Here is an 18,500-nt window from a genome sequence, read left to right on the forward strand (position 1 = left end):
TCCCAGACCGAACCACAGCGCACCGTATTCGTACGCGCGATGTCTCCAGCGCCTCAGCAATCCAGGCGATGAAGTGACGCCCAGGCTCACTCGAACGCCTCGACCCGCGTGGATGATTCCCCCAGAATCCAGCCGATGCCAATACCGGCGGAAAAGGAATAGTCTTGCCGAACGAGCGGGCTGGCGGCGAAGGCAGCGCCGCTGAGGCTGTCCCAGCGTGCGAAGGCGCCAATCCAATAGTTCGGATAGCGCTTGGACACCGCGATCAAAAACTGACTACCGGAGTAGCCGCCCTCGGCATCGAAGGCCGGGCGATCAGCGGTGGCATACTGCGGAGCCACCGAATAGAAGTGCTCATGGCTGCGTTCGGAGCCGAACATGGGTCCTGCGAGCAACCCCATATTCCATCCGGGAAGCCCCGCAACATCGACGATATCCAGGTTGATGCGGGGTGAGAACACCCAACCGATATCCTCCATCCCACCGCTCACGGTCACGGCGATCCGCACCGGCAGGCGCAAATCGAGCTTGTAGCGCCGGTCGTCGGTACGCCACAGGTGGATGTCAAGGGCCGGGCCGATCTCTACCGTCGGTTGCAGGTCCGGCATACCCTGCCGAGCTCGGTTCTGGTCGCTGTTCACCGGCAGCGACGCGCCAACGCTGAGGTTGAGCTCAATGCGGTGACTGTCGACAAAGACTCCGCGAATGCCGTCGCGGTCGGCCTTAAAGAAATCTCCGCGATAGACGAAATAGGGAAAGGGCAGGACGTAAGCACCGGATTGGTCGGAACCGGGATAGTCCGGGAAATACAGGGCGGTTACGCCGGCGCCGAGCTCCCATAGGGGCTTTTCGCCGGCACCGGCAAGGCCGGTAAAACAGATAAACAGCAGGGCGGCCGGAGCTGACTGTCGGCGGACCTGAGTCATGGCCCAACTCCGGACCCTAGCAGGGAGGGAAGCGCATGACCGCCGGAAGCCTCGATCTCGACCAGCAGGTCCACTCGGCAGACATCGGCCTGCAGGAACACGACGGACACGGGGGCGCCAATGAACCGCAGCAATTCATGGCGTACGCTCACCAAGTCTTCCCGGTGTCGGATATACACCTTATAGGCGAGGTCGCCGAGTTGGAATCCGGCGCCCGGTGTTCGACGGTTCGCCTCCGCGACGACGGCGGCGATGTTGTGGAGACATTCCCGCGTTTGCGCACCCACATCGCCCGCGTGTAAGGTCTGATGACCAACGATGCTGGCAGTACCGGAGATGAACAGCAATGCGCGCCCGCGCAGGCTGACCAGTGACGCACGGGAAAAGGTCGGGCTCCGGGGACCGTACTGCTCGGGGTAATGATAGGCACTGATCTGACGTGGGTTTTCGATGCCGACAGGTTCCGCCCGGGCAGCCAGGAAGGCGATCTGGAGCCCCCCGTCCGCGGAGCCAAGGGCGCAGGCGGCCGGTACGTTGCCGATGACTGAACGACCATGTGAAAGAAAAGCATTTTGACGGCCAATATTGAACTGGAGGTAACGCTCCAGGTTGTGACTGACGCAATTAACCCCGGGGAAATAGTTCCAAAAGCGCAGGATTGCCTTGTAACCGCGAGATTCCAGCAGTTCAAAAACGGATTCGTAAGCGGTTTGCGTCGCGGCCTGCAGGGGAGTGCAGGCACCCAGCGCCGTACTCTCAGCAGTTTCATTGCGCGTCAGACAGCCAAACAGCAAGGTTTCACCCTCGCGGTAATGGATGCCGTGATGGCAGCCGGACGCGAGTACTTCCTCGCTGTACCAGACCTCGCAGAGTGCTTCCTCCCCCTCCAGCAAGGCCATGTCCACCGACAGGAGCGGCAACCCCGCGACCTCAACAGGAATGACCGGGTGGAAAAAGCAGACGCCGCCGAGCGCACCGGGCGCGCCGTCTCGAGCCTGCCGCAAAAGCCGGGAAACGGGTAGGTAATCCAGTCGCAGAAGATCTCCCGTCGGTTTCATCAGCAGCCGATCTCTTCCGTCTCTTCAACGTAACGGATATTGCGCTTTCGCTGCCGCCAGGCCACGATCGTATGCTTCAGGTTGGCCACGGCCGCCAGGTAATAGATGACCTTGAATGCAAGGACCGAACGCCAGATCGGCGTCTTGCCGAAAATATCACCGGCCAATACCGACAGCAGCGCCTCCTTCACCCGGAAAACATTACGTGGATACATGAACATATCGCGCATGGTGGGACTGGTGACGCGGTAGATAAACCAGGAGAACTCTTGCGGTCCGTGCTTGATGGCGCGATCAAACGCCCGCAAGGCGTCAGTCGCCTGGTCCGGCTGACGGAGACAGGTATCCGCCGCTTCAGCGCCGGCAAAGGCGCTCTGCATGGCCAGCATGACGCCGGATGAGAACACCGGATCGATGAAGGCGTAAGCATCACCAAGCAATAACCAGTTAACGCCGTGCGTACGATCGCAGGTATAGGAAAAGTTGCCCGTGGCTTCGACCCGCGACACCAATTCTGCGCCCTGAAGCCGTTGCGCAAGGGCAGGGCACATTGGGATGAAATCCAGGAAGAAATCTTTCACCGGCTTGGTGCGGGTCTTCATGTAATAGGGCCAGGTGACCACACCGACGCTGGTGATCCCGTCCGCGAGCGGAATGAACCAGAACCACCCATGCGCGAACCAGAAGATGGTGATATGGCCCTCCTTCCGGCCCGCGTGTCGCAACGCACCCTTGAAGTGCGCATAGAGCGCTGAGCTGTTGTGCTTGGGATTGCGGTGCTTGGCCTTGAATCGGTTACCGAGGAAGGTGTCGCGACCCGAGGCATCGATGAGAAAGCGGCATTGCCAAGTCTCGGTCCGGCCGTCGTCGTGTTCCGCCCGGACAATGGCACCCGCATCCTGCGGCAGGAACTCCAGGTCGCGGACGCGACAACCTTCGATGACGTTGGCGCCTTTACGCCCGGCATTGCGGATCAGGATCTCGTCAAACTCCGCACGGCGCACCTGGTAAGCGTGCGGCATCGACTTGTCCCAGGCATCGGCGAATTCAAAGGACTGGCTATGTTCGTGCCAGGGGGACACGAATTCCGCTCCCCATTTCTCTAAGCCGATACCCGCAACCTCCGCTCGCACGCCCAGTTTGTCGAAGAGCGGCAGGTTGGCCGGCAGCAGCGATTCGCCGATGTGGAAGCGAGGGTGGCGGGCTTTTTCCAGCAGGGTAACCTGGTGGCCTTTTTCAGCCAGTAATGTGGCCGCAGTGGCACCGGCCGGCCCACCACCGATCACCAGCACGTCACAGCATTGATCGGCGTGACTGGTTTGCATGAGATCAGACAGCATGACACTTCTCCACTTATCCCGGCTGACGGCGCAACCCCGGCAGAGGTCCCGCCGCATGAACTAAAAATCAGACCAATTTCTGCTGGACCACATGCAATCCTGCTGCTTTTGCAATTAAACCATAAATGTAACTACTCAGATACCCCGGTCGCCCAGCCCCTGCGCGTCGTGGGCGGCCGAAAAGCCACCCGACCGATGCCATGCCCGGACCGATGCTCGTGGGGACCTCAGGCGCCTCGTTGGCTGAGCAGGCGCGCTCAGGCCCAAGGTCAAACACAAGGTCTCCCGCGGCTTCAGCGTCGATCGTAAGGTCTGACAACAAGAGGACTCCGCCAACCTACCAAGGCCCATGAGCGAATGCCGTACCCGGACTTGGCGAGACGCGTGATCATAGCCGAAATTTCGTTGCGCACCCTGGTCGGGCCCAGCGATATTGGCGTACCATCCTCCCGTACTTGCGCATGCGACATCAGGTCAACCGCGTGCCGAATCCCACGCGACCCACCGCCGCGCCTGCGGCCAGTGCAAAGTTGACCCCGTCAGGCCGGCGCTGTTCGTGCTCAAGGCGCTTATCCTTTTTCTCGTTGACCTGGGAATTCCATGTTGATCTTTGACGGCGTCAGTTACCGGTATCCAGGCGCGCCCGGCTGCGCCTTGGATGCGGTGAGCTTCACCATTCCCAAGGGCGCTGTGCAGGGTTTGCTGGGGCCGAACGGGGCGGGGAAATCGACCTTGATGGGTTTGATTTGCGGTCACTTGCAGCCGTCCCGGGGGCACTTGGTCCGGCAACGGCCGATGCGGGTGAGCTTGATCCCGCAAGAGTATGCCTTTTACCCGAGTTTGACTTGCGCCGAAAACTTGAGTTGTTTTGCTGGTATATTGGATCTTCCCCGGCACGAATGCCAAGCCCGCATCGCGCAAGCGGTTGCCTTCTGTCATCTCGATCCAGCCCACTTGAAGCGCCGGGCGCAAGCGTGTTCCGGCGGAATACGACGACGCTTGAACCTGGCGATCGGCTTGCTGAACCAACCTGAACTGATGCTTTTCGATGAACCCACGGTCGGCATCGACCCGGTGTCCCGCCAGGCGATCTTGCAGCAAATCGGTACCCTCGCTGCACAGGGCGTGACGGTGGTTTTCGCCTCACACCAATTGGAAGAAGTCTCGCAACTGTGCACTCAGGTGGTGCTATTGCAAAACGGCCAGGTGCTTGCGGATGTGGCGATGCACACCGTCTTGCGTGATTACGCGAGTTTGGAGGATTTTTACATCCGAAAAACCAAACTGTACCTTGACGCGGTCCGGCGCGATGAGATCCCTGCATGAATGGGGGAGCCGGAATCCGCCCGGCGCCTTCACCATGGGGTGTTCGGCTCAGGCCCAGGCAGATTTGGTCATTGCTGGTCAAAGATTGGCGATGCCTGCTGCACGACCGGCACGGCCTTGCCGCCCTGTTCATCATGCCTGCCCTCTTTATCTTGATCATGAGTTTGGTCATGCAAGAGGCAATGTCTTACGACGCGGTGCCACAAATGCCCGCCATCGGGATCATCAACCGCACGCCGGATGCATCCGGTCATCGTCAGATGACCAAACGCTTACAGGCTGACTTGAGCGCAGGTCTTTTCACGGATCAGGCTGCTTTGCTGGCCGCGCTGGAAGCCAAGCGGATCGGCATCGCGATTGTCTTGAGCAGCCCCGGATCGACTGACGCGGAAGCAATCGCCCCCTTGCGCGTCGACCTCCTGGTTGACGACATGACGCCGGTACCCGTAGTGAACGCCCTGCGCAGCCGGATCGAACAAGGTTGGGGACAGCAGTTGCCAAAGCTCCTGATCGCCAATGCTGACCCTATGGCGCGCGCCCTACTGCCACCAAGCATGCTCGATCCGACGCTGATCAAAGCCCAGATTCAGATCAAGAGCCTTTATGAGATCAAGGGCCACACGCACTTTGGCGCGGTACAGCGGGTCGTGCCGGCCTGGTTGGCCTTTGGAATCTTTTTCATCGTTTTACCGCTGTCCGCAGTCTTTGTCCAAGAACGCCAGCTTGGCACCTTGAGCCGCTTGCAGACCATGGGGGTTGGCAATAGCTCGGTGATCTTGGCCAAAGCGCTGTGTTTCGGCAGCGTGAATGGTTTGCAGGTGCTGGTCATGCTGCTGGTTGGTGTGCTCTTGGTGCCACTGTTGGGCATGCAGGCTTTGTCGTTGCACTTTGACTGGCCGGCACTGGGGCTGATGACGGCGGCCACCAGCCTGGCTGCCTTGGGCTTGGCGTTGGCCCTGTCGGCCTGGGCCCACAGTGTTGAGCAAGCCAGTTTAATCGGCGGAGCGCTGAATGTAATGCTGGCGGCCATCGGCGGCATCATGGTCCCTAAGGCCGTGATGCCGTTGTCGCTGCAAACCATGACGGCACTCTCACCGCTGGGCTGGGCCAATGAAGGATTGGCCCGCATTTTCTTGGGCGAACAAGAATGGTCGCATTGGCTGGGCGATGCCGCGCGACTATCTGTCTTTGGCATCGGCATGTTGTTGTTGGCCGCCTGGCAACTGCGCCGTCAGCGCTAACAGCGCCCGAAAAAACCGCGTCTCTTGGGCCGCCAAATGATTGGCTGTCTCTTGCAGGGTCCGCGGCGACAAAGGCGCCCGACCCTTGGCCATACGCGCCAACTCCGAGGCAAACTGGCGCCAATCATCGCCGATCTCCGTTAACTCGATGGCTTTTTGTGCCAGTAGCTCACTCTGCAGGCACTGCGCCGATTCCTGCAAGAACGCCGCGTACAAAAATCGAAATCCCGCCCCCCCGGTTCCGATCACTTCTTGCATGCGCACAATGTGCAGCAACAAGCGGGCAGTATCGCGCGGCGAGTTCTTCTCATCAAGTTCCCGGAGCTTTTTCCCCAAGAAACGAATACCTTTGACACCGATCCAAGGCAAGACCGGCTGCAGCATCTCTTTGGCCACTTGCTTGATCGCGGGGCCAATCTGATCGCATACATCCTGGGCGGCCACGTCTCGTGAGAGGTAAAACAAACGCCCTTTCGGCGCCAATTTTCCGCGCACAAAGCGAGCACGCTGTAAATCATCGCGCGCGATGCTGTGCGTCTCTTCGAATACCGAATCACTTACGGTATAACTGTCGCCGTGTTGCTCATAAACGATCAGGTTATGGGCATTAAAGTGAAAGCGCAGATTCTCCGGAATATAGGGCAGCCAATAGATACAAGCCTGCAAACCGACGGGCTGGCCTTGCGCCAGGAGCGCATCGAGCCTGACTTGACCGGCCACACTGCTGGTGAATTGCTGCATCTGCAAAGGCAGTCGCAAGCGCCGCTGCAAGCGCGCGATGATACGCCCGGGTAAAGCCCGGTAAGCCACTAGGGGCATGCCATAGATCTTTACAAACGGCAGGTAAGAAAAGCTCAAGCCCGCGGCCAAGCCAAAGCACATGGCCTCGGACAAGGGCCAGCCATGATGAGCCAATAGGCTGGCGGCGGCTGAGCTTTCGCAGTGCGAGCCTTGGCGATGCTTGAAATCAATCATAACTATCCAGATCCTGCGCCTGCATGCCCAGCACTTGGGCATAGCGGGCGCGCAAGGCAGGGCTCAATTTCGCGAATCCCTTGGGCTGCAAATGCCGCTTGACACGCCAGGACCAGAGCCCCACCGCCTCGGCCAACAAGGACTCATCGAGCCGTAACCGGTACATATGATAGCGCAAGGGCGAGTCCAGGCCTTGCTGGATGCGGGCTTTGCACTCGGTTTGCAGGTGATGGAACCAGGCCACCTCGTCCAGACCGGCTTGCTCTTCGGGCTCCCACCCGGCGGAGTGCACCGCCTGGTACTGCCCGGCCTCGTTGAGCGCATACACTACCCGCCGCTGCCCGGAGAGCAGCGTACTGTCGAGGGTTTCCAATTCGGTCGTGCGCATGATGATTACCTAGCCTTGGCGGACCGTCAAATGCATGAAGCCGCTGCTAAACCGCCCACTCTCGGGCACCATGCACAGGATGGTTTGCTCCGGTCTCAGGCGTCCGCTGCGCAGCAACTCGTCGAGCATGATGTAGATGGACGCCGCGCCGGTGTTGCCGTAGCGGCACAAATTAGTGAACCAGGCCGCCTCGGCAATCGGCAGCGCCAATACCTTGACGACCGCGGCCAATGCCGGCGCGAAATACATGGAAGACATGTGCGGCAGGAACCAATCGATCGGGCCTTGGACCAAGTTTCGGCGTGTGATCAGATCCCGCAACGGGCTCTCAAAACAGGCGCGAACCACATTTTCATTGAGCAGACGCACATTCTGTTTGATCGCCATCACAGAATTCGCCATGCGCGCCCTGGCGTCGAGCTGCATCCAGCCCACGATCTGTCCTTGGTGTTCTTGCGCGCCCGCATACATGCAGGTCGGCAGCACATCGGCGGCGGAGAACAAATCGATCCAATCGATGCGCAGCGCCAGGCGCTGTGGCCGCGGCCGCGGCTCTAATAGTAAAGCCCCGGCGCCGTCAGAGAGCATCCAGCGCAGGAAATCTTTCTCGAAAGCCAGCTCCCGATGTTTCTCCAATTCCAGCAACCGGACCTCGGATTCGGATGCGAAAGACTCGGCGCGCAAAAGCGGCGACGGCAAGTCGGAACCCGTGGCTACCGCAGTGGCATATTCACCGGCCTTCACTCCCAAATAGGCGTATTTCAGGGCGGTCAACCCCGACAGACAAATCCCGCTGGTCGCCAGCACTTCGCGAATTGGTACGCCCAGTTCGCCGTGCACCATCACGGCATGGTTGGGCATGGTCTGGTCGGGCGTGGAAGTGCCGCAGATCAAGGCCGCGGTTTGCACCGCACCATGATCAAACAGGGCCGTGACGGCCGCGGCGGTCATCTTGGCATTGCTGTGAGTCGGAACTCCGGCAATGCTGTCGATCGCGTAGTGGCGCGACTCAATGCCATTACTCTTGAGAACAATGCGTTTGGCGCGCGAGGGGCGGGGGCCCACTTGCCCCAACACCGACTCGATGTGACTATTGTCAACCGGCGCATTGGGTAGGAATGCGGAACTGGCCGTGATGTACACCTGGTTCATCGTGCAAACTCGGTCATGCGCTCCGAACCATTGCCTGAAGGTAACTCCAGAGCGGCCTGCATGGCCTTGGCGCGCTTGGGGCTCAAGGCAAAAACCAGTTTTCGCAACAACATGGTGATGGGCACCACGGTGCAGATCAGGGTAATCAGAATACACAGATACATCAATACACCCAGGCGCCTTGCGACGCTACCTTGAGGTCCGATCCTACACAGCAGCAATGACCAGAAGTAAAAGCTTCGAAAACCGATCTTCTCGCTCACCGCCATGGCGGGATCAACCCGGCACGCTTCCAAGCCGCGCAGCAAGGCCGCGCCTTTCTGCTCCTGGTCCATGGCCAATGCTTGCACCAAGGCCAGACCGAAGCGCCGACACTGGGCAATTTGCTCCGCGGCCAAGCCCGCATCGGGCAAACCCAACGGCTGCTGCTGCCGTTTGCCCGATACGATCCAGCGCAGTGTGGTGATAAATGTGATCAGTGCGGGCGCGGGGTCAACCAACGCAATATGGTCCAGCAAACGCGCGCCCAGGGTGCTGAGTTTTTGTGCGACTGATTGTTGCGCCGTGACCCACATGTTGCGTGCGGTGACGACCGTGATGACCGGCTTGCCGATCAGCAAGGCTTGCGCTTGGGGGCTATTCAGGAAACTCGCAATCGGGAGGGCCGGGGAGAGGTACCACACGGGATAAGCCAGAATCACCAGGGCATAGTCGTCGGCGCCGGGCAGTTCGACTGTATCAAGCGTCGGCCCAATACCTTGAATAGCTTCCGGAAAAATCTCCAGAAACCGCAAAAACGGCCATGGAAAAGGATAGGTCTGCCGAGGCTGGATTTCAACACAATCCACGTGTATTCCAGCTTGCCGCAGGGGCGCAATGATGCGATCAGAGACTTCGCGTGTTTGACCCGTTTGCGAATAACGCAACAACAAGACGCGTTTCTGAACCATGCCAATAGCCTCACAAATCCGGCCCGATGATGAAGTGCAGTCGCGCCGGCGGCAAACCCCAGTTGCTTGGCCCCTGATCTTTAGTCAGTGCAAAGGCCACGGCCAGCCGCACCTGACCGATGGGCGAACGCCACGCGACCTGCAGGCCGACACTCTGCTCGTATTCCAGCGCATAGTCCGGATCGAAGGCATTACCGAAGTCGGTGAACACGGCGGCACTCCAGTTGCCCTTGATCTGCCGCTCCAACTCCAGGCTGCCCACGGCCAGGAAGCGGCCGCCGATCGTCTCGTCGGTGATCGGATCGTTCGGGCCCAGCGCGTCGTAGCCCCAGCCGCGGATCGACTGATCGCCGCCGGCATAAAAGCGCCGACTGGCCGGCAGGTCATCCAGGCTGCCGGCCCAAGTGGCGCCCAGATCACCGCGCACGATGAGACGGTAGTTGCTCGACAGGCGCCTGATCCCCTTGAAGTCGACCACGCCGCTCAAGTAGGAGGTTGGTGAAATGAGTCCCCCGACCGAACCGAGAATGGTGTATTTGAGACGGTAACCCTTGCTGGTGTAAAGCGGATCGTCGGCGACCGTCTTGGCCCAGGAGACATTGGGGACCAGCTCATTGACCTCGTCCGTCTCCACGTCGTTGATCGTGAAGTCTTCGTAGCGGTAATCGATCCCAAGATCACGCCGCCAGCCGCCCGGAGTGACGATCGACTGACCGAAATGGACCAGGCCGATCCAGCCGGCGCGGGTCGTGGTATCGTAATAGGTGAAATTCGGGTTGATCCGCAGATAATCACGCCGCGGGTTGGCGATCGGTATCCGGTAGTCGAAGTTGAACTGCGACAGGGCCGGGGACAGGCTCAGCAAGGTACGGAAATTGTGCCCCCACTGATTCAGATAACGGCGGCGCCAGTCCATGCTGATCCGCGGACCGATATCGGTGGCAAAACCCGCGCCCACTCGAAACTTGTTCGCCTGATTGCGCTCCGCGATCACCTCGATCGGCACCACCAGACTCTCTCCCGTCGGGTCCTTGTGCGGCACGATCTCCACCTTGCCGAAATATTCAGTCCCCAGCAGACGCGATTGCAGGCTCACCAACCGGTCGGGGTTGTAGACATCCCCAGGTTTGAAACGCACATAACGGCGCAGCAGATCGTCGGCCAGCAAATCCTGGGTGAAGGTCACCGGACCGAAGACATAACGCGGCCCGGTCTCCAGCGCCAGATCGACGACGGCCCCGTTGGTGACTGGATCGACCAGGACCTGATGGCGCAGCAACGCGTAGTCAAGGTAACCCTGAGAGGACGCGGCCTGACGCAGGTCAGCCTTCGCCTGCTCGTACTGACTGTGCAGCAGCACGTCGCCGACCTTCATCGGGAAGGTCTTGGGAAAAGCCGGATTGTCCGCCCCGGGGCCGGTCACCTGGTAATTCACCGTGGTGATCTTCACCGGGGCGCCGGGGTCCACCCGGTAATCGGCGATCCAGGCGCCGGCGGGGTCGGCCGGCGGCGTCAGACTGTCCTGGATCTGGACGCGATAAAGTCCAAAGGGGGTCAGGGCCGCACGGAGCTGATCCGGGGCCAGGCGGTGCAGGGCCTGCATTCGCGGTTCGGTCAGCGCCGCGTCCTTGCGCTCCTGGTAGATGGCGAGTTGAGCGAGCACATTGGACTGCTGCTCCCCCGCCAAGCCCTGGACCCGGACGTCCAGCTTGAGTGCCGCGGCCTCGCCGACCGCCAACAGCGAGCACAGCAACAGCAGCGCGCAGAACAGCCGACACCGGCCCGGCTGCACGACGGTCGAGCCGAATGGAGACGGCAAAACATCCCGACAACTCAAGGATCGGCAGCGAGCCGGTTTCAAATCCGCCACGGACTGCGCTCCGGATGAGACAGTCCCCCTATGGTAACAACTCCCGGCCCTGCCGCCACTGCTGAAAGCTCGCGGTGCGATATGCCTTGCTGTTGATGTAAGTCATGAGATGACGCAGGCGGTAGAAACCCACCACCGAGTCGACCCGCAAGACCTCCCGACCGCGCTCGTCGAAGAACAGAATCGACGGCGCGTAGAAGAGTCCGAGTTCAGCCGCCCAGTCCCGCGCCGTCATCGGCTTGCCCGCGGGCGTCACCACCGGAGTCGTCGAGCGCAGATCGAGCTGCACGCTGTCGAGATCGGCGAACTGGCCCCTGATCGCCTCCTCCCGCATGGATTGGCCGTGCAGGACATCGCAGCCATGGCAATCGCCCTGCTCGAAAAAGACCGCGAGCGGACGCTCGCTCGGGTAACGGCGGTCCAGGTTGTAGGGGGGCGGCGCGAAGAACGACTCGTCATTGAGATCACCCTCATCGAACACCATGCGATTATCACCGCGGGCCAGATAGTCGCGGAAGGACTCGCGCTGATGATGGCCGTCCGCCACATACTCCAGGGCGGCACGAAACTGGTAGGGCGGGTAATAGCCGCGCAGACGCAGGGCCACCTTACCCGCGGCATCGTAGAAAAGGATGGCAGGGGTGAAGTTGGTCTGCTCGCGCTCGGCCAGGGCGCGTTCAGTCAGCCGCTCCCCGCCGATATCGGTCACCTCGTCGATGCCCCACACATCGATGGCGACCACATCGAAGTGCTTGCGGGTGTACTCGACGATATCCGGAGACCCGAAATTCACCGTCATCAGCTTGTGGCAATAGGCGCAGCGGGGCTGGCCGAAATAAACCATGAGACCCTGCTTACCGGCCGCCACGGCCTCCTTCAGGTCCGCATCGAGGTCGAGAAAGCTCGCCTTGAACCAGGCCGGGTGATCCAGCGGCTCGGCACGCGGGGTGTCATCGAAACCGTAGACATCCTCGACGTCCACGGCGTCCAACGCAGCGCCTGCCGCCGCGACGCCCCCCACAAGCAGGGCCACGCAGACCAGAACCGCGGCCGGTGAGAGCGAACATGGCATCCGGGACCTCCGATCAATTCGCTACTTGGGCTGAAGGGATATGGCGCGAGTTCCCGGTCAGGGCGACGCGGGAAGTAGTGGGCGGTGGCGATCCGGGGGCAGACCCGGTGTCCCACCGGCCCCGGCCGACTCGCGGGCGAGGAAACGCTCGGTCAGATAGAGCGCGGCGATCGAGCGGGACTCGTCGAAATCCTCGCGGGCCAGCAGCGCATCGAGATGATCGAGACGCCAGGGAATGACCTCGATCAACTCCGGCTCGTCCCCCGGCAGACGGCTCGGATAAAGACCGCGGGCGAGCACGATCAGGCTGCGGTGCCCGATATACCCCGGCACCAGCGAGACCCGGCCGAGCACCTGCAAGTCGCGCGCGGCATAGCCGGCCTCCTCCTGACATTCGCGATTGGCAGCGGCCAGCGGGTCCTCGCCGGGCTCGACGATGCCTTTGGGCAGCCCCAGTTCATAGCGGTCACTCCCGGCCCCATACTCGCGGATCAAGAGCAGGGTATGGGCATCCAACAGCGGCACGATCAGCACCGAATCGGACCCGCCGGGGATGCGCTCGTAGGTCCGCCGGCTGCCGTTGGCGAACTCCAGATCCACTTCTTCGACGCGGAACAGGCGGCTCTCGGCGACCAGTCGCCGGGCCAGAATCTTAGGCTTTGCAGACACGCGGGTGGCTCCGTTAAGCTCGCCCGGCCGCGGGGCAGCGCGCCGCGCGGGCCTGAACATCAATGCGCATGACGACCGGGGACAAGGCCATCACCATGATCGATTGGGACTGTATCGACAACTGTTTTCTGGACATGGACGGCACCTTGCTGGACCTGCATTTCGATAACCACTTCTGGCGGGAACATGTCCCCCGGCGCTACGCCGAGGCGCGCGGGCTGACCCTGGACGCGGCCAAGGCCGAACTGCGCGGACGCTACCGCGACCGCGAAGGGACGCTCAACTGGTACTGTATCGACCACTGGAGCCAGGAACTCGGACTCGATATCGCGCTGCTCAAGACGGAGGTTGACCACCTGATCGCCGTCCACCCCCATGTCGCGGACTTCCTGGAGGCACTGGCCGACCGCGGCAAGCGCCGTGTCCTGGTAACCAATGCCCACCAGAAATCACTGGCTATCAAGATGGACCGCACGCGCCTGGCCCATCATTTCGAACGGATCATCAGCGCCCATGACCTGGGTTTGCCCAAGGAGGATCCGGCTTTCTGGACCCTGGTACAACAGGTCCTGCCCTTCGATCCGGCCCGCACTCTGTTCGTCGATGACAGCCTGAGCGTCCTGCGTGCCGCGCGGTCCTATGGCCTGGTCCACCTCATCGCCGTACTGGAACCGGACTCACACGAGTCGCGGCGCACGACCGACGAGTTCGCGGCGATCAGCAACTTCGCGGACCTGCTGCCGGGGCTCCAGCAACGCCGAATGTAAGGGCCTCGTGCGACTCATGATTGGCGCATGGTGGATGCGGCGCGCACGACCGACGTGCCGAGTCCCTAACATTGTGCGGCGCGCCTTATCCACCCTACAGCAGCGCCGGTTTTGTAGGGTGGATAAGCGCAGCGCATCCACCATCATGACTCCGAGGTCTCGTTGAGCGATTCTCGTAGCGCCTGATCGATCGGCTGGGTCTCGCCCGGCGCCCCGGCAGGCTTGCGACGACGCCGGCGACGCCGCTTTTTCACCGGCTCGCCGCCCGCCTCGACCGGCGCGGCGGGTGTCTCGGACGGCACGGGGATGGATTCGGCCGACACCGCCGGGATCAGCGGGATCGCTGTCGCCGCGGTTCCGGGCGGCGGGGGCGAGGTCAGCGCGGCCTGCTCGGGCATCCGCCGCCGACGGCGCTGGGTGCGGACCGGGAGCTGATCCGGATTCAGATCCGGAACCGAATCCGGGCCCAGATCAGCGCTTAGATCCGGCATGGCAGCCAACACCTGATCAGCAATAAAGATCGGGCCGACCACCGGCTGTTCCGCCGCTGGGGCCTGAGTCTGAACCTGAACCGGCGTCGACTCAGCGGCTTGCGGCGGACGCCGGGGGCGCTCGGTGCCACCCGGTCCGTCACGACGGCGGTCGCCGCCGGCGCTGCGCCCGTCGCGGGGACCGGAGCGCGGCCCGGACCGGCCGCCGTCGCGGGGACCGCGCCCGTCGCGCCCGTCGCTGCGATACTCGCGATCCTCGCGTTCCGGACGCAACCGGCTCCGGGGATCGATCTCCGGCAGCAGGGCCGCGTCCACCGGCGCCACCGGGATCTTGGCGCTGACGAACCGCTCGATGTCCGGCAGACAGAAGGCGTAGGTCTCGCACACGAAGCTGACCGCGTCCCCGGCCGCGCCGGCCCGGGCGGTGCGGCCGATACGGTGCACATAGTCCTCCGCGTCCTCGGGCAGGTCGTAGTTGACCACGTGGGTCACATCCGGAATGTGCAGTCCACGGGCCGCCACGTCAGTCCCCACCAGGACCGGCAACTCGCCGTCGGTGAACTGTTTCAGGAGTTTCAGGCGCTTCTTCTGCGGCACGTCGCCCGAGAGCACGGCGGTATTGATGCCGTTGCCCTGCAGAAACCCCCAGACCCGGTCGGCTTCCCGCTTGGTGTTCACGAACACCATGACGCGCGGGTCTTCCCAACCCAGCACCAAACCGATCAGCAGTGGAATCTTCTCGGAATTCGCCGTCATATAGCAGACTTGGCGCACCCGGTCGGCGGTGACGTGCTCCGACTCGATCTTGACCAGTTGCGGCTGGTTCATGTGCTCATAGGCCAGCTCCAGGACCCGGTAGGACAGGGTCGCGGAGAAAAGCATCCCCAAACGCTCCTCCGGGTGCGGCATATGCCTGAAAAGAAAGCGGATATCCTTGATGAAGCCAAGATCGAACATGCGGTCGGCTTCATCCAGCACCACGACCTCGACGCGGTTGAGGCTGTAAACGTGCTGCTTGTAGTAGTCGATCAGGCGGCCGGGGGTACCGATCAGGATATCGACGCCGGCGGCCAGATCGTCGCGCTGCTGCTGGTAACCGGTGCCGCCGAACACCAGACCGACGCGGAAACCGGTGTGGCGGGCGAGCAGCAAGGTGTCATTGTGGATCTGGACCGCCAGCTCACGGGTCGGGGCCACGATCAGCGCACGCGGCTGGGATTGCTCCGCGGACGGCGTCGGCTGGGAGGCCAGGAGCCGCTCCAGAATCACCAGCAGAAAGGCGGCGGTCTTGCCGGTACCGGTCTGCGCCTGGCCGGCAACGTCCTGACCTGCCAACGCAATCGGCAGCGTCGCGGCCTGGATCGGCGTACAGTAGGAGAAACCGGCGTCGGCGAGACCCTGCAAAATGCTCAGGTCAAGATCGAAGCTGTCGAAGCGCTTCGTCGTCAGGTGTGTCTCAGTCATTGAAATCCTAAGGGCTTCGGTGTGCGGACCTCACCGGCGGCAAGGCTTGCAAATTCTTTTCGCTTTGGATCAAATAGCATCTTAACCCTTGGGCCAATCCCTGCGCCAATTCACCCGCCCTCGGCCTGCTCCGACACGACCACGACCTGACCCGGTAAACCACCGAAAGCAGCCGAGCAAGCCATCCGACCGGACGCGCACGATGCGCCGCCCGCGGACCTCGCGGCTTGGTCCCCCAGCAGCCACGCGAACAACCAACCGGAGCGAACTTCAGTGAGCGACAGCATCGTCCATGTGACCGATGACTCTTTTGAGGACGAGGTACTGAAATCTCCCCAACCCGTCCTGGTGGATTACTGGGCCGACTGGTGTGGGCCCTGTAAAATGATAGCCCCGGTACTCGACGAGATTGCCAAGGACTACGCCGGCCGACTCAAGGTCGCCAAGCTCAATATCGATGAGAATCAGGCAACTCCGCCCCGCTACGGCATCCGCGGCATCCCGACCTTGATGCTGTTTCGCAAAGGCGAGGTGGAGGCGACCAAGATCGGCGCGGTCTCCAAGTCGCAACTCACAGCCTTTATCGATAGCAATCTCTAGAGACCAGACAGGGGCCACGGAACACAAAATGCATGCCGTGGTCCCCGTCGTCGCCGGTTCCTGAGGTTCGCGTCGCGGCGCGTACGGATGCGACCGATCATCGAGAAATTCCACGCGGCGTTCGTTCGGACGCCCTCTCCCCGGTACGCGGTTGCCTCACGCCGTCTTTCCTTGACGCCGACCCATCGCGTGGCACCGCGCACCTCCTCCTGACCCTGCCTGACGAAGAGCGTTCATGAACTTAACCGAATTGAAGAAGTCGCCGGTGCCCGAGTTGGTCGAGCTGGCGCAGTCCATGGAGATCGAAGGCGTCGGCCGCTCCCGCAAACAGGACCTGATTTTCGCCATCCTCAAGGCCCAGGCCAAACGCGGCGAGGATATTTACGGCGACGGCGTCCTGGAGATACTGACCGACGGCTTCGGCTTTCTGCGCTCCGCGGACGCCTCCTACCTGGCCGGCCCGGACGACATCTATGTCTCCCCCAGCCAGATTCGCCGTTTTGCCCTGCGCACCGGCGACACCATCTCCGGCAAGATTCGACCACCCAAGGACGGCGAGCGCTATTTTGCGCTGCTCAAGGTCAACGACATCAACTTCGACCGGCCCGAGAACGCCAAATCGAAGATCCTGTTCGAGAACTTCACCCCGCTGTTCGCCCAGAAGCGGCTCGGGCTGGAGATCGGCAACGGCAGCACGGAGGACATCACCGCCCGCACCATCGATCTGGTGGCTCCCATCGGCAAGGGCCAGCGCGGTCTCATCGTCTCCCCGCCCAAGGCCGGTAAGACCATGATGCTGCAAAACATCGCCCAGTCCATCGGCCACAACCACCCGGACTGCTATCTGATCGTGCTGCTGATCGACGAACGCCCGGAAGAGGTCACCGAGATGGCCCGCTCGGTGCGCGGCGAGGTCATCTCATCCACCTTCGACGAGCCCGCCACCCGCCATGTGCAGGTCGCCGAAATGGTGATCGAGAAAGCCAAGCGCCTGGTGGAACACAAGCGCGACGTCGTCATCCTGCTCGACTCCATTACCCGGCTCGCCCGCGCCTACAACACCGTGGTGCCCTCCTCCGGCAAGGTGCTGACCGGCGGCGTGGACGCCAACGCGCTCCAGCGCCCCAAGCGCTTCTTCGGCGCCGCGCGCAATGTCGAGGAAGGCGGCAGCCTGACCATCCTCGCCACCGCCCTGGTCGACACCGGCTCGCGCATGGACGATGTCATCTACGAGGAGTTCAAAGGCACCGGCAACATGGAAATCCACATGGACCGGCGCATCGCCGAGCGGCGCATCTTCCCGTCGATCAACATCAACCGCTCCGGCACCCGCCGCGAGGAACTGCTGATGAGCCCGGCCGATCTGCAAAAAATGTGGATCCTGCGCAAGATCCTGCACCCGATGGACGAGTTGGCCGCCATGGAATTCCTGCACGACAAGCTCAAGGCCACCAAGACCAACGGCGAGTTTTTCGACTCGATGCGGGGCTGATGAAGGCCATGATCCTGGCGGCCGGGCGCGGCAACCGCATGCGCCCGCTGACCGACCACTGTCCCAAACCGCTGCTGAAGGCCGGCGGCAAGTCGCTGATTGAATATCACATCGAGCGGCTGGCCGCGGCCGGGGTCCGGGACCTCGTCATCAACCACGCGCACCTGGGCAGCCAGCTTGAAGCGGCGCTGGGCGACGGCGCACGCTTCCAGGTGGCGATCCGCTATTCGGCCGAGGGCGAAGGTCAGGCGCTGGAGACCGGCGGCGGCATCTTCAAAGCCCTGCCCCTGCTGGGTCCCGACCCCTTCCTGGTCGTCAACGGCGATGTCTGGACCGATTGTCCCTTCGCGGACCTGACACTCGCGGCCCAGGACCTGGCCCATCTGGTCCTGGTCGAGAATCCGGCCCATCACACCAAGGGTGATTTCCACCTCGCCGCCGGCCGTGTCCGCGCGACGGGCGAGCCGCGCCTCACCTTCAGCGGCATCGGTCTCTATCACCCGGCACTGTTCGCCGACTGCACGCCCGGCGCCTTTCCCCTGGCGCCATTGCTGCGCGACGCCATGACCGCGGACCGGGTGAGCGGTCACCAGCACCGCGGACACTGGGTCGATATCGGCACCCCCGAGCGTCTGGCGGAGTTGGATCTGTGGCTGGGGAGTCGGCGGTATAGCGTTCGCACCTGATCTCCAGACAGACTTTCGTGTAGGGGCGGGTTT

Annotated in this window: 17 protein-coding genes; 6 read left to right on the forward strand and 11 right to left on the reverse strand. The window is 62.1% G+C overall.

The genetic code is table 11. The features are described 5' to 3' along the window. Positions 1-86: 86 nt before the first annotated feature. The 3 genes from A39O_RS0102740 to A39O_RS0102750 are packed head-to-tail and all read right to left on the reverse strand — an operon-like array spanning position 87 to position 3,324. Positions 87-926: a MipA/OmpV family protein gene (locus tag A39O_RS0102740; protein ID WP_020503190.1), complete on the reverse strand. Its 840-nt coding sequence runs from the start codon at positions 924-926 to the stop codon at positions 87-89. Next, positions 923-1,984: a chorismate transformation enzyme, FkbO/Hyg5 family gene (locus tag A39O_RS0102745; RefSeq protein ID WP_020503191.1), complete on the reverse strand. Its 1,062-nt coding sequence runs from the start codon at positions 1,982-1,984 to the stop codon at positions 923-925. Before A39O_RS0102745 ends, A39O_RS0102740 begins: the two co-directional genes overlap by 4 nt. After that, a complete protein-coding gene (locus tag A39O_RS0102750; RefSeq protein ID WP_040526918.1) occupies positions 1,984-3,324 on the reverse strand; it encodes an NAD(P)/FAD-dependent oxidoreductase in 1,341 nt (446 codons plus the stop codon). Before A39O_RS0102750 ends, A39O_RS0102745 begins: the two co-directional genes overlap by 1 nt. Before the next feature lie 600 nt (positions 3,325-3,924). Here A39O_RS0102750 and A39O_RS31685 point away from each other — a divergent pair. Next, positions 3,925-4,650 carry an ABC transporter ATP-binding protein gene (locus A39O_RS31685; protein WP_020503193.1) on the forward strand — a complete coding sequence of 242 codons (726 nt, stop codon included), beginning with the start codon at positions 3,925-3,927 and terminating at the stop codon, positions 4,648-4,650. 71 nt (positions 4,651-4,721) lie between these two features. Further along, on the forward strand, positions 4,722-5,891 hold the full coding sequence (locus tag A39O_RS0102760) for an ABC transporter permease (RefSeq protein ID WP_020503194.1): 1,170 nt from the start codon (positions 4,722-4,724) through the stop codon (positions 5,889-5,891). On the opposite strand, the gene A39O_RS31690 is transcribed toward A39O_RS0102760, so the two are convergent. The 7 genes from A39O_RS31690 to nudE form a co-directional block, all read right to left on the reverse strand. After that, on the reverse strand, positions 5,829-6,866 hold the full coding sequence (locus A39O_RS31690; RefSeq protein ID WP_085954677.1) for a BtrH N-terminal domain-containing protein: 1,038 nt from the start codon (positions 6,864-6,866) through the stop codon (positions 5,829-5,831). The genes A39O_RS0102760 and A39O_RS31690 overlap by 63 nt on opposite strands. After that, positions 6,859-7,254 (reverse strand): hypothetical protein, encoded by a 396-nt coding sequence (locus A39O_RS0102770; RefSeq protein WP_020503196.1) that lies wholly within the window; start codon positions 7,252-7,254, stop codon positions 6,859-6,861. Before A39O_RS0102770 ends, A39O_RS31690 begins: the two co-directional genes overlap by 8 nt. 9 nt (positions 7,255-7,263) lie before the next feature. Then, entirely contained in the window at positions 7,264-8,406 is a 1,143-nt protein-coding gene (locus tag A39O_RS0102775) for a beta-ketoacyl-ACP synthase III (RefSeq protein WP_020503197.1), read from the reverse strand. Next, the gene (locus A39O_RS0102780; protein ID WP_040526920.1) at positions 8,403-9,356 is read right to left on the reverse strand and encodes an NADPH-dependent FMN reductase family protein; all 954 of its coding nucleotides are present in this window, start codon (positions 9,354-9,356) and stop codon (positions 8,403-8,405) included. Before A39O_RS0102780 ends, A39O_RS0102775 begins: the two co-directional genes overlap by 4 nt. A 10-nt stretch (positions 9,357-9,366) precedes the next feature. After that, a complete protein-coding gene (locus A39O_RS0102785; protein WP_245561746.1) occupies positions 9,367-11,175 on the reverse strand; it encodes an autotransporter assembly complex protein TamA in 1,809 nt (602 codons plus the stop codon). A gap of 79 nt (positions 11,176-11,254) precedes the next feature. Next, complete coding sequence (locus A39O_RS0102790; protein ID WP_020503200.1) at positions 11,255-12,298, reverse strand: thioredoxin family protein; 1,044 nt, start codon at positions 12,296-12,298, stop codon at positions 11,255-11,257. Between the two features lie 57 nt (positions 12,299-12,355). Further along, the gene (nudE, locus tag A39O_RS0102795) at positions 12,356-12,967 is read right to left on the reverse strand and encodes an ADP compounds hydrolase NudE (protein WP_040526952.1); all 612 of its coding nucleotides are present in this window, start codon (positions 12,965-12,967) and stop codon (positions 12,356-12,358) included. Positions 12,968-13,029: 62 nt separating this feature from the next. Here nudE and yrfG point away from each other — a divergent pair, with 62 nt between their 5' ends. Beyond that, positions 13,030-13,734: a GMP/IMP nucleotidase gene (gene yrfG, locus A39O_RS0102800; protein WP_020503202.1), complete on the forward strand. Its 705-nt coding sequence runs from the start codon at positions 13,030-13,032 to the stop codon at positions 13,732-13,734. 143 nt (positions 13,735-13,877) lie between these two features. Here the strand turns inward: yrfG and A39O_RS31695 are convergent, their stop codons facing one another. Further along, complete coding sequence (locus tag A39O_RS31695) at positions 13,878-15,689, reverse strand: DEAD/DEAH box helicase (protein ID WP_020503203.1); 1,812 nt, start codon at positions 15,687-15,689, stop codon at positions 13,878-13,880. Positions 15,690-15,962: 273 nt separating this feature from the next. Between A39O_RS31695 and trxA the strand changes: the two genes are divergently transcribed. The 3 genes from trxA (at position 15,963) to murU (ending at position 18,467) form a co-directional block, all read left to right on the forward strand. Further along, positions 15,963-16,289 carry a thioredoxin TrxA gene (gene trxA, locus A39O_RS0102815; RefSeq protein WP_020503205.1) on the forward strand — a complete coding sequence of 109 codons (327 nt, stop codon included), beginning with the start codon at positions 15,963-15,965 and terminating at the stop codon, positions 16,287-16,289. Between the two features lie 235 nt (positions 16,290-16,524). Further along, complete coding sequence (gene rho, locus A39O_RS0102820; protein ID WP_020503206.1) at positions 16,525-17,781, forward strand: transcription termination factor Rho; 1,257 nt, start codon at positions 16,525-16,527, stop codon at positions 17,779-17,781. After that, positions 17,781-18,467 carry an N-acetylmuramate alpha-1-phosphate uridylyltransferase MurU gene (gene murU, locus A39O_RS0102825; RefSeq protein WP_020503207.1) on the forward strand — a complete coding sequence of 229 codons (687 nt, stop codon included), beginning with the start codon at positions 17,781-17,783 and terminating at the stop codon, positions 18,465-18,467. The genes rho and murU overlap by 1 nt, the downstream gene beginning before the upstream one ends. The last annotated feature ends 33 nt before the right edge of the window (positions 18,468-18,500 follow it).

It is taken from the genome of Lamprocystis purpurea DSM 4197, from assembly GCF_000379525.1.
Classification (GTDB): domain Bacteria; phylum Pseudomonadota; class Gammaproteobacteria; order Chromatiales; family Chromatiaceae; genus Thiodictyon; species Thiodictyon purpureum.